Below are 15,677 nucleotides of genomic sequence, written 5' to 3'. Positions count from 1 at the left end.
AGCGGCGTTCCGACGAGTGCGAGCGGCGACCCCGCAGCATCGGGCATCGGACCCCGGTGCGCCGCTCTGAAGTCCGCCCGCAGACCCCGCCGCAGTAGCCCCGTGGGCCGACCGAGGGCGCAGATCCGCACGCGAGGCCGGGCAGGCGACGGCCGGGCGAGCGGTCGTCCGGGAGCGGCCCGGCCGATCCGACGGCGGATGACCGACTGACGGTCCGTTCCCGGTATAGGATGGGGAGGCGGCGTGTCCGTGCGCAGCGTCTTCCCGAACCCACCCTGACCCCGCCTGTGTCGGACCGTCGTCGCGTCGTCTGGTACGAGGGCATGACCCTCGACCCCCACCATCTCCAGCAGTGGGACCGCGCCATCCGCGCCGACCTCGACGCCCGCGTGGACGCCGTGTCGCGCTACGGCTGGGGCCTCGCCCACCTCGACCTCGACGCCGACCGGCTCGCCAACGGCGAGGTCGCCGTGAGCGCCGTCCGCGCGGTCATGCCGGACGGGCTGCCGGTGCGCCTGCCCCAGGACGGCCCCGTGCCCGCCGCCCGCGACGTGCGCGACGGGCTTGGCCCCACCGCAGACCGCGTCCGCGTCTACCTCGCCGTGCCGTCGGTCCGCGCCGGGGGCGCCAACGTGCTGCTGGACGGCGCCGCCGCGCGCCGCGAGACCCGCTTCATCGCCGAGACCGCCGCCGTCGTGGACGACACGACCGGAGCCGACGAGCGAGACGTGCAGGTCGGCCGCCTCAACGCGCGCCTGCTGTTCGACGGCGAGCCCCGCGCCGACTTCGTGACGGTCCCCATCGCCGAGGTCGTCCGCGCCGCCGACGGCACGTTCGCCGCCGACCCGGCCTACCTCGCGCCGTCCGTCCAGACCGGCGCGACGCCCGCGCTCGACGGGCTCGTCCGCGGCCTGACCGAGCGGCTGGCCGCCCGCGCCGGCGAGTTCGCGCGCCGCTGGCAGGCCGTCCGCAACCAGCGCGAAATCTCGCCCGCCGACGTGACCGCGCAGGCCGTCCTCGCCGCCGCCGCCGCGTCCACGCCGCGCCTGGACCACCTCCGCCGCACCGAGGCGCACCCCTCCGCCGTGTTCGGGGAGATGCTGGGCCTCGCCGGTCGCCTCTGGGCCGCCGTTCCCGGCACCGGCCCCTCGCCGAGCGACCTGCCGCACTACGACCACGCCGAGCCCACCGGCCCCTTCCGCGAGCTGGTCGCCGCCATCGACCAGCTGCTCGGCGGGCGGGCGCCGAAGCAGAACTACACCCGCGTGCCCTTCGTCCGGCGCCGCGCCAACCTGTTCCAGGCCGCGCTCGCGCCCGAGCTGATGGCCGCGCCCGACCTCGTGCTGGCCGTCCGCCGCGAGGGCGTCTCCCCGGAGCACCTCCGCCAGATGCTGCCGCAGATGCTGCGGATCGCGTCGCCGGACACCATCGAGGCCGTCATCCGGTCGGCCACGCTGGCCCTCGCCGTGCAGGCCGCGCCGACCCCACCCTCCGGGCTGCCCGTCGACCCGCGCGCCGCCTACTTCGTGCCGCGCCGCAGCGGCCCCTTCTGGGACGCCATCCGCGACGCGGGTGCGATGGCCCTCTTCACCCCGAGCGAGTTCGCCGACGCCGAGTTCGAGCTGCTCGCGCCGACGCCGGGCTGACCCCCTCCCCATGGCCGACGACGCCCCCCGCCCCGACGACGACGACGCGACGCGGATCTACCGCCCGTACGGAAGCCCTCCGCCCGAGGAGAGCGAGCCTGCGCCGAACCCGTTCGCGCCGGACGCCCCGTCCTCCGGGTCGCCAGACCCCTTCTCGGCGGACCCCTTCGCGCCCTCCCGGCCGTCCGCTCCGGACCCGTTCGCGTCGGACCCCTTCGCCCCGGACCCCCCCGCCCCGCCCCCGGGACCGCCCGCCTCGAGGGCGCCGTCGGCCGACCCGTTCGCGCCCGATCCCTCGCCCGAACCGTCTGCACCAGATCCGTCACCGACCGACCTCTTCGGGCCGCCGGTCGACTTCGACCCCCCTGCGGCGCCCCCGTCGCCCGCGGCGAGCATGGTGGACCCGTTCGCGCCGGATCCGCCCGCTCCTGCCGCGCCCGACCCGTACGCGCCGCCGCCTACGCCCCAGCCGCCGGACCCGTTCACGCCGGTCTCGGGGCCGCCCCCGGCCGATCCCTTTGCGCCGCCCCCGCCGGACCCGTTCGCGCCCCCCGCCGAGGACCCCTTCGCGCCGTCAGCGCCGGATCCGTTCCGTGGCGGCGAGGCCGCGTCCGACCCGTTCGCGCCCGCCCCGTCCCCGGCCGAGGACCCGTTCGTGCCTCCGGCACCGTCCCCTCCGACCCTGGAGCCGCCGCCCGCACCCCGGCCCGGTCCGTTCGCGGTGACGCCGGCCGACCCGTTCGCGCCGCCGCCGCCGGTCCCCGCGCCCGCGCCGCCCGAGCGCGCGCCCGACCCGTTCACGGTCCAGCCCGGCACCGCTACCGACGACCCGTTCGCCGCGCTCAAGGGCCCCGGCCTCGGCGGCGGGGGCGGCGGCTTCGACTCGTCCATCCGCGACCACCCGCTGGGCGGCGACGGGGCGATGGACCTGCCCGACGCGTTCGGCACCGAGCGGACGTTGGCGGGCGCCTTCACTCCGGTCTTCTCGCTCATTCTCCAGCTCCGCGCCGCCGACCGGCTGGGCGACGGCACCGCGCTGCGCCAGCGCATCGAGGCGCTCCTCTCCGACGCCGCCCACGCCGCCCGCGACCTCGGCGTGCCCACTGCCGACATCGACGAGGCCACGTTCGCGGTCGTCGCCTTCCTCGACGAGGCCATCCTCGCGACCGACTGGCCGGGCCACGGCGCGTGGTCCTCGCAACCGCTCCAGCTGACGCACTACGACCGCTACGACGCGGGCGAGCAGGTCTTCGAGCGCCTCAAGCGGCTCCTCGACGAGGGCGGCACGCGGACGGCCGTGCTGGAGGTCTACTACCTCTGCCTCGCGCTCGGCTTCAAGGGCCGCTACGCGATCCACGGCCGCGAGGTGCTGCGACGGCTCGTGGATGATCTCCACGGGCGCCTGGAACGGGCGCACGGCGCGCCGGGCGTGTTGTCGCCGCGGGGCCGCTCGCGCGAGGTGCCCACCGAGGCCGAGAAGGGCGGCATCCCGACGTGGGCCCTGTGGGTCGGCGCGGCCGTCCTCGTGGCGCTCCTCTACATCGGCCTCAGCGTGTCGCTCTCGGGCGCCGCCCGCGACACCGCCGACGACCTCCGCTCCCTCTCCGCCGCTCCGGCCGAGTAGCCCCGCCCTGGCATGACGCCTCGCTCCATCCTGTTCTCCGTGCTCGGCGCCGCTGGCATCGGCGGCGTGCTCCTGACGCTGCTCCGCTACGGGATGCCGATGACGACGATCCTGCTGCTCGTGATCGGGCTGCTGGTGACGGCCGTCGGCGCGCTGGCCGCCTCGGCCATGAAGGCCCGGCGCAACAAGGGCGGCAACATCGAGGACGCGCTCAAGGCGCAGTCGGCACGGGAGGCGGCGCAGGTCGCGCCCGACCGCAAGGCCGAGATCGACCGGATGCAGACTTCGTTCGACGAGGCCATCGCCCGCCTGAAGGCGTCCAGCCTGGGCGGCGGCGGGTTCTTCGGGAAGGGCAAGAAGGCGCTCTACGCGCTGCCCTGGTACCTCTTCGTCGGCCCCCCCGGCGCGGGCAAGACGACGGCGCTGCTGGAGAGCGGGCTTCGCTTCCCGGCCGGTGCCGAGCGCGTTCGTGGCGTCGGCGGGACGCGCAACTGCGACTGGTTCTTCACCGACGAGGCCATCCTCCTCGACACCGCCGGGCGCTACACCACCGAGGACGAGGACCGGGAGGAGTGGAACGCTTTCCTGGACGCCCTCAAGGACAGCCGCCCGGACCGTCCCGTCAACGGCGTCCTAGTCGGCATCTCCGCGCAGGACCTGCTGGGCGACGAGCGCGACCTGGAGGACCACGCCGACACCATCCGCCGCCGCGTCGACGAGCTGGTCGGCCAGCTGGGGCTGCGGCTGCCGGTCTACCTCGTGGTCACCAAGACCGACCTCGTGCCGGGCTTCGTCGAGTTCTTCGGCGAGCTGGACCGCGAGGCGCGCGAGCAGGTCTGGGGCGCCACCGTCGAGCCCTACTCCACCGCCGACCCGCAGGAGGTCGTCGAGCGCGAGTTCGACGGGCTCATGGAGCGGCTCCGGCCGCTGCGCAACCAGCGCCTCTCGCGCAACCTGCGCCGCGAGGAGCGCCAGCGCGTCTACGACTTCCCGCTGGAGTTCGGCGCGATGCGTGACCGGCTCGCCAGGTTCTCCGGCCTCGTCTTCGCCCCGAGCCCGCTCGCCGACGGGCCGCTCTTCCGCGGCTTCTACTTCACGAGCGGCACGCAGGAGGGCGCGCCCATCGACCGCGTCATCGGCGCGCTCGCCCAGCAGTTCGGCCTGCGGACGCCACCGCCGCCGCGCCCGCCCGAGCAGCCGAAGAGCTACTTCCTGAAAGATGTCTTCACGGACGTCGTCTTCCCCGACCAGCACGTCGCCCGGCGGACGAAGCGCGCGGCCGGGGCTACGTGGCGGGCCATGACGCGGACCGGCCTCGCCGCCCTCGGCGTCGCCGCGCTGGCGGCCATCCTGCTCGGCTTCGCGGGCGCCCGCAGCAGCCTCCAGATGCGCCGCGTGCTCGACCGTGCCCAGGAGGCCACGCAGGCCGTCTTCCGCACCGACGGCGCCCGGTACTCCGACGTGAACCGCCTGGAGCGGATGCGCGAGGAGGTGGATGCGCTCATCGCGCCGAGCCCGCTCCGCCGCACGTTGCTGCTGGGCCTCGACCGGTCCTCGACCCTCAGGGAGCCCGCCCAGCGGCTCTACTACGCCGAGGCGCGCGAGCTGGTCGCCGTCTACGCCATGACCCGTCTGCGCGCGTCGCTGGAGCGGTCGCGCCGCTTCAACGAGCCCGACACGCTCGACACGCCGGGCGAGACGCTCGCCGCCCAGCGCGCCGCGCGCCGGGTCGACATCGAGAACGACCTGGAGGCGTACCTCCTCCTCACGTCGCATGCCGACTCGCTCCGCTCCAGCGAGTACTACCGGGACGCGCTCAAGACGCGCCTCGCCGAGCTGGCCCCGCGCAGCGCCCTCGGCGAGGCGTCGGGCGACCGCGAGGAGATGACCGGCCTGATCGTCCGCCAGACCGATGCCTTCGTAGACGGCCTCGCCGCGGGCCTGGCCGAGCCCTTCGAGCCCGACCGCTCCCTCATCCAGGCCGCCATCGCGGTGGTCGACGTGCCGCCGACGCTCGACGGCCTCTACGGGCGCATCCGGCGCGAGGCGCTCGCCCGGCTGCCACCCCTCGGCCTGCCGGACGCCGTGCCCGAAGAACACCTCGGGCTGTTCGCCCCGGCCGGGATCGTGCCGGGGTTTTTTACTCGTGACGGCTGGGACCGCGTGGTGAAGGACCGCTTCCAGCAGGCGTCCGCCAACCCGGCCGCCGAGTACTGGGTCCTCGGCCGCACCGCCGACGACCTCCCGCCCGAGCTCCGCGACCCCGACGCCGTCTACGACGGCCTGATGAGCCGCTACCAGGCGGACTACGTCGAATCGTGGACGCGCTTCCTGCACTCGGTCCGCTACAAGGACGTGTCCGGCTCGGCCGCCGAGGCGCGGCTCGCCATCCTGGGCTCGGCGACCGACTCGCCCATCGGCTGGCTGCTGGCCGTCGTGACCGAGCAGACGACGCTGCCCGCCGAGGACACCGCTCCTCGCCAGCAGGGTCTCCTGGACCGCGCCGCCAGCGCCGTCGGCCTCGGGGACGACGAGGAGGAGGGCGAGGAGGAGGCGCCCCGCAACCCGATCGCCGAGGCCTTCGCGGGCATCCACCGCCTCAACGCGCCCGGCCTGCCCGCGGGCGAGGCCGACGAAGGCCTGTACGCCGCTCTGGAGGCGCTCTCGCAGTTCGGCCGCCGCATCGCGGGCGCCGCCGGCGACCCCGGCATGGCCGCCGACCTGCTGGCCGTCACCAAGGACGAGGTGGAGCAGGGCACCCGCGGCATGGACCGCCAGACGCGCTTCAACCTGTTCTTCGCGCCGCTCGACATCTCGCAGCAACTCGCGGTCCGCGAGGCCGGGGCTGCCGCCGCCGCCGGGGTCGCCGAGGCGGGCGCCGCCGCGGCGCAGGAGGCGCTCGACACGGCCCTCGAAGCCTACGGCCGCATCGCCGGGCGCTACCCGTTCGACCCGTCCAGCTCGCGCGACGCGGCCCTCGACGACGCCCGCGCCTTCTTCGACCCCTCCGGCGGCGAACTCGTCACGCTGGAGGCCGCGCTCGGCGGCGGCGGCTCGCCCGCCCTCCAGAACGCCATCACCCGCGGCAAGGCCATCGGGCGCGCGCTCTTCGGCGGCGACATGACGTTCCGCCTCCAGCCGGATCTCCCGACCTACTCGTCCGACGCTGCCCGCCGGGCCCTCGCCGTCGACGCCGTCGCGGTGGGCATCCAGGGCACCAACAGCGTCTACCAGCTCGGCACGCCGCGCTGGGCGGACTTCCGCTGGCCGGGCGCGCCGGGCGCCTTCGTCACCGTGCAGCGCCAGCTGGGTCCGCTCACGCAGGACTTCGAGGGCGACTGGGCTGTCTTCCGGTTGATGGAGGCCGCGTCCATCCGTCCGCGCGGCGGGACGGCCTACGACGTCTCGTGGTCGTTCCGCGACGGTCCCCACACGGTCACGGTGCGCTACGAGATGCGAACGACTTCGGAGAACTCGCCGCTGGCCAACCCCTCGGGCGTCCTCCGGTTCTCGCTGCCGCGGTCGGCGAACTAGGCGCCGTGCGACCCACCGCTCCGACGGGTCCGACCCCGCCCGCCTCGGCCGATGGCCGAGGTGGAGAGGACGAGTGGGCGGCAGAGGCGGACCGCCAGCGTCTCCTCGCGTGCTGTCCTGCGGCCCCATGAGCAGCCTCGGTCCGGTGCTCGTCGGCAAGATTCCTGCACGTGCGGACTTCGTGCGGCGCGGTCCCGCCAGCCCGGCGCTCGACACCTTCGACGCGCTCGTGCAGCGCGCCCTGCGAACGGGGTCGAGGGCGCGGAGCGGACCGCTCTACCGGATGGTCTACGCGCCCCCCGGTGCCGACGCCGTGATCGGGGCGATGCGGCTGAGCCACGACCGCGTGGGCCGGGCGTATCCGCTTCTCGCCGGGCGGACCGTGGCGCGCGAGGCCCTCGACCCGGCGACCTCGGCGTCGTGGCCGCTCCGCTGGAGCCCTCTGCTCGACGCGTCCGCGAACCTGGTGGCGGCGGCCGTCGGGGGCGCGGCGCTGGACGACCTCGCGGAGGGACTCGGCCGGTTTCCCGCGCTGGCAGCCTCGTCCGGTCGTGCGCCCGAGGTGGACAGCCACGTGCGCGCCATCGGGACGATGCGGGCGCACGAGTTGTGGCGCCGGACGTGGGGCGGCAGTGGGGCGTCGGGGGCCGCCGTCGTGTTCCATCGGCTGGCGAAGGCGCCGCCCGGACCGCCCGCCTACGGGCTTCGCTTCCCGCTGCCCCCGCCTGCCTCCGACTTCGCCAGCCGCGACGCCGTGGCGGTCTGGCTGGCCGTCTGCTGGCACCTGATCCCGACGCCCGCCGTCCCGCTGACGCTCTTCTGGACCGACGGGCCGCCGTATGCGCTGTTCGTCTTCTTCGCCAGTCCCTCGGCCTCGGCGCTCCGGGCGATGCTCGGCGGCACCTCCGACCCCGACCGCGTCGCCCACGTGGACCGGGACGCGGCCCGGGACGCCCGGCGTGCCGCCGACCAGATGACGCCCGCCTTCCGCAAACTCCTCCGCGACCCGCAGGCCTCCGTCGCCGACGTGCTCGCGCGCCTCCACACGCTCCGCTGACCCATGGCCGACGACGACGCCCCCGAGCCCCTCTCCACGCCTCGCCTCGACGCGATCCGCGCGGCCCTGCCCGGCGACGCCCCGGCGGGCATCGACATGAAGTACGAGAGCGAGTTCGAGACGCTCAAGGCCGAGGTCGACGCCCTCGGCGCGGCCACCGGCGACGTGGACTTCGGCGCCATCGTGGACCTCGCCTCGCAGATCCTGACCGAGAAGTCGAAGGACCTCACCGTCGCTAGCTACCTCGTGCTCGGCCTCACACGGACGGCGGGCTACACGGGCATCGCCGAGGGGCTGGCCGCGACGCGCGCCGTGGTGGAGGGGTTCTGGAAGGACGCCTTCCCGCCGCTCCGCCGGATGCGCGGACGTCAGGCCGCCCTCCAGTTCGTCGCCGAGCGGACGAGCACCTGGATCCAGTCGGAGCGTGCCACGCCCGACGACCGCGAGTCGCTCCTCCATGCCGAGGCGGACACGGCCGCGCTCCAGGCGTTCGTGACGGAGGCGATGGGGGAGGATGCGCCCGCCTTCAGCGGCCTCCTGCGCGAGATCCGCGAGCAACTGCGCCGCCTGCCCAAGCCCGAGCCGCCGAAGGAAGAGACGCCCGAACCGGACGCCCCCGAGCCGTCGCCCCCATCTGCCTCGGCCGACGGACCGGCCCCCGCCGCCGTGGCCCCGTCGCCTGTCGCATCGTCGTCTCCGGCGTCCGGCGCCGACGCGACGTTCAGCACGGCCAAGGAGGCCGGGGTCGTGGTGATGAAGGTGGCGCAGTTCTTCCGCGAGGCGGACGCCTTCGACGCGGTCGCGTTCGGACTCGTGCGGGCGCTCCGCTGGGGCGCCATCACCGCCCCGCCGCCGACGGGCAAGATCCCGGCCCCGCCCGCTGCCCGCCGCAACGCGCTCGCGGGCATGCTGACGGCGGGCAACCACGCCGTGCTCGCACGCGAGGGCGAGGCGTCGTTCCAGCAGAGCCCGTTCCACTTCTGGCTCGACCTCCAGCGCCTCGTCGCCAGCGCGCTCAAGGCCCTCGGGCCGCCCGCCGCGCCCGCCCACGCCGCCGTCGTCGACGCCACCGCCGCGCTCGTCCGCCGCTTGCCGATGCTACCGACGCTGACGTTCCAGGACAAGACGCCCTTCGCCGACCCGCTCACGGCCGCGTGGCTGGACGAGATCGCCGCACCCGCCGAAGGCGGCGGCGGGGCGTCGGCCGACAGCGCCAGCGCGGAGGCCATCCAGGCCGCCCGCGAGCAGGCCTCCGGGGGCGACGTGCCCGGCGCGGTCGCGGCCTTGATGGCGGGGGCCGGCGCCCCGCGCGACCGCTTCGAGCGCGGTGTCGCCGCGGCCGAGATGTGCCTCGGCGCGGGACGCCCCGACGTGGCCCTGGCTCTCCTGGACGACGCCGACGACGCACTCCGCGCCCACCGACTCGACGTGTGGGACCCCGTCGCGGCTGCCCGCGCGCTCCGCCTGCTCTACACCTGTGCCACCGCGCTCACCGGGACCGCCGGGAGTCCGCAGCGGAAGGCCGCTCTCACCGAGCGGGCCGGCGACGCCTTCGCCCGCCTCGCCCGCCTCGACCCCGCGCTGGCCATGCGCAGCACGCCGCCTCCGGCGAAGGGGTAGGGAGCGTGGCGCTCGCGAGGACCGGGCCGAGGCGGGGCGCCTCCTCACCCGTGCGAGGGTGGCGGTCCCCATCTCCACCCCCTAAAAATCCAGGGGGGCATGACGCTCGGCGTCGGCCTTTCCTGTAACACAGACCAGACGCCTCACTGCCCCCTCGCCGATGTCCCAGAGTTTCCAGCACGAGAAGCCGCCCGCCCGCGTCAACCTGTTCCTCGAAGTCGCCAAGGGCGACGCGACGGAGCGCGTCGAGCTCCCGATGCGGATGCTCGTCGTGGGCGACTTCACCAACCGAGAGGACGGCCCGCCCCTCGAAGACCGCGAGGTGATCAACCTCAACAAGGACAACTTCGAGGATGTCCTCCGGTCGCAGGAGCTGCGCGTCAAGACGGCCGTCCCGAACACGCTCACGGACGACGACGACCTCGCCATCGACCTGACGTTCGACTCGATGAAGTCGTTCAACCCGGACCAGATCGCGAAGCAGGTCCCGGAGCTCTCGCGACTGCTCGCGACCCGCAACCTGCTCCAGGATCTCCGCAACCGGCTCATCTCGGCGGCCGACTTCCGCAAGCAGATCGAGTCCGTCATCAACGACCCGGCTGCGCGCGAGCAACTCCTCGCCGAACTGGACAAGGTGATCCAGGAGGACGCCCCCAGCGACGACGCGGCCTAGACCATTTCCCCGACCGGGGCGCCCCGGCGCCCACTCCGTTTTCCCTTCCCCCGACTCCCCGTTCCTATGGCTGAGGGCCAGATGCAGACCGACGCCGCGGCGGCAGAAACCACCGAGGCCGAGGGCTCCCTCCTCGACTCCATCCTCGCGAAGGTCGACGTCCAGGCGCCCACCTCCGGCGACGTCCGGATCGACGCCTTCTCCGACGCCGACGCCATCGGCGGGCAGGACCGCGGGGCCATGATGTCGGCCGCGCTCCGCGTCTTCGTCGACGCCGTCGCCAAGTCCGGCGACCCGGTCGCGAAGATCGACAAGCACCTCGTCGACGGCCTCGTGGCCGACATCGACGCGACCATCAGCAAGCAGCTCGACAAGATCCTGCACAGCCCCGAGGTCCAGAAGCTGGAGTCGGCCTGGCGCGGGCTCAAGTTCCTGGTGGACCGGACGGACTTCCGCAAGAACGTCAAGATCGAGATGCTCAACGTGTCCAAGGACACGCTGCGGGAGAGCTTCGAGGACTCGCCGGAGTTGATCCAGAGCGCGCTCTACCGGCACGTTTACACGAACGCCTACGACCAGCCCGGCGCCGACCCCTACTCGGCCATCGTCTCGAACTACGAGTTCGACGCCTCGCCGCAGGACATGGCGCTGCTGGGCAACGTGTCGAAGGTGGCCGCCTCGGCGCACGCGCCGTTCCTGGGGGCCGTCGGGCCGCAGTTCTTCGGCAAGGAGTCCATGGAGGACTGGAAGAAGATCCCGGACCTCTCGGCCTACATGGAGCTGGCGGACTTCACCAAGTGGAACGCGCTCCGCGACACCGAGGACTCGCGCTACCTCGGCCTGACGTTCCCGCGCTACCTGCTCCGGTTGCCCTACGGACCGGACACGGTGCCCGTCAAGACGTTCAACTACCAGGAGGAGGTCTCCGGCGCCGACCACGATCGCTACCTCTGGGGCAACTCGTCGTTCGCGTTCGCGAGCAACATGGTGCGCGCCTTCCAGCGGGACGGCTGGAGCGTCCAGATCCGCGGCCCGCAGTCCGGCGGCAAGGTCGACGACCTGCCCGTCCACCTCTACGACGTCGGCAAGGGCAAGCAGGCCAAGATCCCGACCGAGGTGCCCATCTCGGAGACGCTCGAGTTCGAGGCGGCCAACCTCGGCTTCATGCCGCTGAGCCACTACCAGGGCCGCGACTTCGCCGCCTTCTTCTCGGCCAACTCGACCCAGCGCCCGAAGCTCTACGACGACGACGCGGCGACGGCCAACAGCCGCATCAACGCGCGCCTGCCGTACATCTTCCTGGCGTCCCGCATCGCGCACTACCTGAAGGTGCTCCAGCGCGAGAATATCGGCGCGACCAAGGACGCTGCCAAGATCGAGGGCGAGCTCAACCGCTGGCTGAAGGGCCTCGTGACGGAGATGGAGAACCCGAGCCAGGCCCAGGTCGCCAAGTACCCGCTCAAAGCGGCCGAGGTCAAGGTGGTCGAACTGGACGACAACCCGGGCTTCTTCCGCGTCCAGACCGCCATCAAGCCGCACTTCCAGATCGAGGGCATGGACATCAGCCTCTCGCTCGTGGGCAAGATGCCCAAGAAGTAGTGGGACGGCCCCTCCGGGGTCTCCCGTCTCCGCCGTGAGGGACTTCCGATCGGCATCCCGCCTGCGCGGGGGGCCCGGCACTCGGCCGGCGCCCCCGGGCTCGGGCGTCCTGTACCCAAGCCGCTCCTCAGGAGCACCGCTATGCCTACTCCGATTTACATGAGCATCAACGACGGGGGCGTGAAAGGCTCCGTCGAGATCGCCGGCCGCGAGGGCACGATCGAGATCATCGAGATGGACCACAACGTCCACATCCCGACCGACATCCACTCGGGCCGCTCCTCGGGCGTCCGCCAGCACGGCCGCATGACGGTCCGCGCGGCCATCGACGCGGCGACGCCGTACATCTACAAGGCGGTCACCGAGGGCGAGACCTACGACACGGTCAAGTTCAGCTTCTTCCAGATCGACGACACCGGCACCGAGGTGGAGTACTACACGATCCTGCTGGAGCGGGTCAAGGTGGCCGAGGTCAAGCTCGACGTGCCCAACGTCAAGAACGTCGAGAAGGAGCACTACCCGCACATGGTCGAGTACAGCTTCGTCTACGGCAAGGTCACGTGGACCTGGACCGACGGTGCACTGGAACACACCGACGACTGGGTCGCGGCGCGGTAGCCCACCGGTACGGGGTACGCGGTGCGAGGGACGTGGAGCGCTCCTCCGTGAGTGCAGGCCTCCCCTCGTGCCGTGTGCCCGGTACCCCGCTCGCCCATGACCATCCGCCTCGCGCTGTTCGACGTGCTGGAGAGCCGGTTCGGCGGGGTGACGCCCGTCGCCTCGGTGTCGCCGGACGAGCACCGCGTCCACAGCATCGTCGGCAACCTGCAGCGGCTCCTGAACACGCGTCAGGGGTCGGTGCCGCACCTGCCGGACTACGGCCTCCCCGACCTGTCCTCGATCCGCCGGGACGGCACCTACGACATCCTCCGCAAGGCCATCCGGCAGGCCGTGATGGACTACGAGCCGCGCCTGGCCCACGTCCGCGTGGAGCCGCGCGACGCCGACCCCTACAAGATGCGGGTCACGTTCGTGATCAGTGGCGAGGTGGAGCCGGGCCACCGGATCCGCCTCGAGACGACGTTCGGCTCGCAGGAGAAGACGGCCGTCCGCCCGACTGCCTAACCCCATGCTGCATCGCCACTACGAAAGCGAGCTCCGCTACTTCCGCGAGGGAGGGGCCGCCTTCGCCGAGGCGCACCCCGACCAGGCGCGGATGCTCCGCCTGGATGCGCTCGAAGACCGCGACCCGTACGTCGAGCGCCTGCTCGAAGGCGTCGCGTTCCTCTCGGCGCGCGTGCAGGAGCGGCTGGACGATGACCTGCCGGAGTACACCCAGCGGCTCGTCGGGCTGCTGTACCCGCACTTCCTGACGCCCTTCCCGTCCTGCTGCGTGCTGGCCTTCGACCCGAAGCCGGGGCTGGTGCAGGAGTCGACGACGCTGCCGCGGGGCACCGAGGTCCTGTCCGCGCCGGTCGGTCCCGAGCGGACGCCGTGTCGGTTCCAGACCACGCAGGACGTGCGGCTCCACCCGCTGGACCTGACCTCGGTGGAGCTGCGCTACGACCCCGACGAGACGAGCCGGGCGCGGCTGCTCTTTACGCTCCACAAGGGCGCCACGCTGGCGTCGCTCGACCTGTCGCGCCTCCGCCTGACGCTGCACGCCGAGGGCTCGGTGGCGTCCACGGCGCACCTCTTCTTGACCCGCCACGTGACGCGGACGGAAGCTCGTGCGGGCGAGAGCCTCGCGGCTCGCCCCGGCGAGGGAGCCGCCCCCGACGTGGTGATGCGAGGCGCCTCGGGCGTCCGCCCGGCGGGGCTGGCACCCGACGAGGCGCTGCTGCCCCACGGCGACGCGCTGCCGTCCGGCCTCCGGCTGCTGCAGGAGATGCTGCTGTTCCGCCGCAAGTTCTGGCAGGTCGACCTCCTCGGGCTCGACACACTCGCCGAGGCTGCGCCCACCGCCGAGCAGTTCGCCGTCGACCTCGTGTTCGACCGTCCGTACCCGGAGGACCGGCGCCTGAAGGCCGAGCACGTCCGGCTCCACTGCACGCCGGCCGTCAACCTGTTCGACCACGACGCGGAGCCGACGCGCGCCGAGCACACCTGGGCCGAGCAGCGGGTCCTCCCCAGCCTTCGCCACCGCGCGGGCATCGAGCCCTACGACGTGTCGAGCGTGGTCGGCGTGGAGCAGGGGACGGCGCGGCGCCGGACCTACGCTCGTGCCTTCGGCCTCTCGTCCGACGCCGAGCGCTCGTTCGACGTGCTCCGTCGGCCAGGCTCAGGCGCCGCGCATGACCTCTACCTGCTGCTCGCTGGGCCCGACCTCGACGCGGGGGAGCCGACGCCCGAGACGCTCTCGGTGTCGCTCCGCTGCACCAACGGCTCGCTCCCCTACGAGGCGCTCCAGCCGGGCATGGTGGACCGTCTCTCGCCGGTCGCTCCCCAGATCGCGACCGTTGGCAACCTGGACCGGCCGTCGATGACGCGGCGCCCGCCGCTCGGCCGCCACCCGGACCTGCTCTGGGCGCTCCTGGCGCACTGGTCGTTCAGCCACGGCTCCGTCGCGACCCACGACGCGCTGACGGGCCTGCTCGACCTCTACGACTGGGCGGACACGGAGGCCAGCCGCCGCCGTCGCCGCGGGCTCCGAGCCGTCCGCTGGGAGCCCGCCGAGGTCCTGCGCCGGGGCGCGGTCCGCCGGGGCGCCCACGTGACCGTCGAGGTCGCCGACGGCCACTTCGCCGACGACGGCGACCTCTCCCTCTTCGGCCTCGTGCTGAGCGAGTTCCTGTCGCTCTACGCCACGATCAACGCCTTCGTCCACCTGACCATCGAGACGGTCCCCTCGGGCCGGACGATGACGTGGACGCCCGACCGCGGCCACCGCCCGCTGGTATGACTGACCCCACGCCCCGCGCGGACCGCGCCGATGCCGACCGCACGCCGCGGCCGGAGGGTACGCTCGGTGCGCTCGTGCGCGAGGGGCACCGGTACGAGTTCTTTCAGGCCGTCCGCCTGCTGGCGGCGGCGCGCGGTGGCCCTCACACGGTGGGGGGGGCAGAGTTTCGGAAGGAGTCGGTCCACATCAGCCCGGACGCGGCGAGCGTCTTCCCGGCATCCGACGTGCGGCACGTCCGCGCGCCGGAGGGGCCGGGGCAGCCGGTGCCGGTCGAGGTCGGTTTCGGCGGCCTGTTCGGCGTCGACGCGGCGCTCCCGGCGGCCTTCCACGAGCGGATCTCGACGCGCGAGGCGCATACGCGGCCGCTGCGCGACTTCCTCGACCTGCTCGGCCACCGCACGTACGCCCAGCTGTGGCGGGCGTGGGCGCGGTACCGTCCCGAAGTCCGTGGCTGGACGGTCGACCGGAAGGACGCGCACGCGACGCGTGCCTCGGCGCTGACCGGCGCCGGGACGACCGACGAGGCGGTGGTGCCGACGCGCGAGTTGCTGCCGCTGGCGGCGCGTCTGTCTGCGTGGGCCCGCAACGCCGAGGGCCTGCGGGCGGTGCTGGAGCACGCGACCGGGTTGGCGGTGCGCGTGATCGAGAACGTGCCGCGGCTGGTGCGCCTGGGCGACCGCCCGCGCCTCGGGGCCGCCCGCCTCGGCATCGACGCTGTTGTGGGCGAGCGCATCTACGACGAGTCCGGCAAGTTCCGGCTGGAGATCGGCCCGCTGGGTCTGGACGCCTTCCGCGACCTGTTGCCCGGCCGCGGAGGGGCCAGCCGCGTGGCCGCCCTCGTCCGCCTCTACACGTCCGACACGCTCGACTACGATGTCGACCTGCTCCTCAAGTCTGCCGAGGCGCCGCCGCTCGTCCTCGGAGACACCGAGAGCGCCCGCCTCGGTCGCAACGCCCACCTCGGCACGCCGACGACGCCCCTGGTGCGTCGGCGCGTCCGCTACGTCCCGGTGTGATGTCGA

11 protein-coding genes are annotated in these 15,677 nt (G+C 73.5%); all 11 read left to right on the top strand.

Annotated elements, in window-relative coordinates; genetic code table 11:
• The first annotated feature begins 230 nt into the window (after positions 1-230).
• The 11 genes from tssK (at position 231) to tssG (ending at position 15,671) form a co-directional block, all read left to right on the top strand.
• The gene (gene tssK, locus B1759_RS08780; protein WP_095514635.1) at positions 231-1,646 is read left to right on the top strand and encodes a type VI secretion system baseplate subunit TssK; all 1,416 of its coding nucleotides are present in this window, start codon (positions 231-233) and stop codon (positions 1,644-1,646) included.
• A gap of 10 nt (positions 1,647-1,656) precedes the next feature.
• A complete protein-coding gene (gene icmH, locus B1759_RS20460; protein ID WP_095514634.1) occupies positions 1,657-3,270 on the top strand; it encodes a type IVB secretion system protein IcmH/DotU in 1,614 nt (537 codons plus the stop codon).
• A gap of 12 nt (positions 3,271-3,282) precedes the next feature.
• A complete protein-coding gene (gene tssM / locus B1759_RS08770; protein ID WP_095514633.1) occupies positions 3,283-6,804 on the top strand; it encodes a type VI secretion system membrane subunit TssM in 3,522 nt (1,173 codons plus the stop codon).
• A 127-nt stretch (positions 6,805-6,931) separates the two neighbouring features.
• On the top strand, positions 6,932-7,861 hold the full coding sequence (gene tagF / locus B1759_RS08765; RefSeq protein ID WP_095514632.1) for a type VI secretion system-associated protein TagF: 930 nt from the start codon (positions 6,932-6,934) through the stop codon (positions 7,859-7,861).
• Between the two features lie 3 nt (positions 7,862-7,864).
• Entirely contained in the window at positions 7,865-9,481 is a 1,617-nt protein-coding gene (gene tssA, locus B1759_RS08760; protein WP_095514631.1) for a type VI secretion system protein TssA, read from the top strand.
• A gap of 160 nt (positions 9,482-9,641) precedes the next feature.
• Entirely contained in the window at positions 9,642-10,154 is a 513-nt protein-coding gene (tssB, locus tag B1759_RS08755) for a type VI secretion system contractile sheath small subunit (protein ID WP_095514630.1), read from the top strand.
• 66 nt (positions 10,155-10,220) lie between these two features.
• Positions 10,221-11,753: a type VI secretion system contractile sheath large subunit gene (gene tssC, locus B1759_RS08750; RefSeq protein ID WP_198948796.1), complete on the top strand. Its 1,533-nt coding sequence runs from the start codon at positions 10,221-10,223 to the stop codon at positions 11,751-11,753.
• Positions 11,754-11,894: 141 nt separating this feature from the next.
• Entirely contained in the window at positions 11,895-12,371 is a 477-nt protein-coding gene (locus B1759_RS08745; RefSeq protein WP_095514629.1) for a type VI secretion system tube protein TssD, read from the top strand.
• A 96-nt stretch (positions 12,372-12,467) separates the two neighbouring features.
• Positions 12,468-12,878 carry a type VI secretion system baseplate subunit TssE gene (tssE, locus tag B1759_RS08740; RefSeq protein ID WP_095514628.1) on the top strand — a complete coding sequence of 137 codons (411 nt, stop codon included), beginning with the start codon at positions 12,468-12,470 and terminating at the stop codon, positions 12,876-12,878.
• A 4-nt stretch (positions 12,879-12,882) separates the two neighbouring features.
• Positions 12,883-14,655 carry a type VI secretion system baseplate subunit TssF gene (tssF, locus tag B1759_RS08735; RefSeq protein WP_095514627.1) on the top strand — a complete coding sequence of 591 codons (1,773 nt, stop codon included), beginning with the start codon at positions 12,883-12,885 and terminating at the stop codon, positions 14,653-14,655.
• Positions 14,652-15,671 carry a type VI secretion system baseplate subunit TssG gene (gene tssG, locus B1759_RS08730; RefSeq protein ID WP_095514626.1) on the top strand — a complete coding sequence of 340 codons (1,020 nt, stop codon included), beginning with the start codon at positions 14,652-14,654 and terminating at the stop codon, positions 15,669-15,671. Before tssF ends, tssG begins: the two co-directional genes overlap by 4 nt.
• The last annotated feature ends 6 nt before the right edge of the window (positions 15,672-15,677 follow it).

Source organism: Rubrivirga sp. SAORIC476, from assembly GCF_002283555.1.
GTDB lineage: Bacteria > Bacteroidota > Rhodothermia > Rhodothermales > Rubricoccaceae > Rubrivirga.
This window is presented reverse-complemented; position numbering and strand designations above follow the sequence as displayed.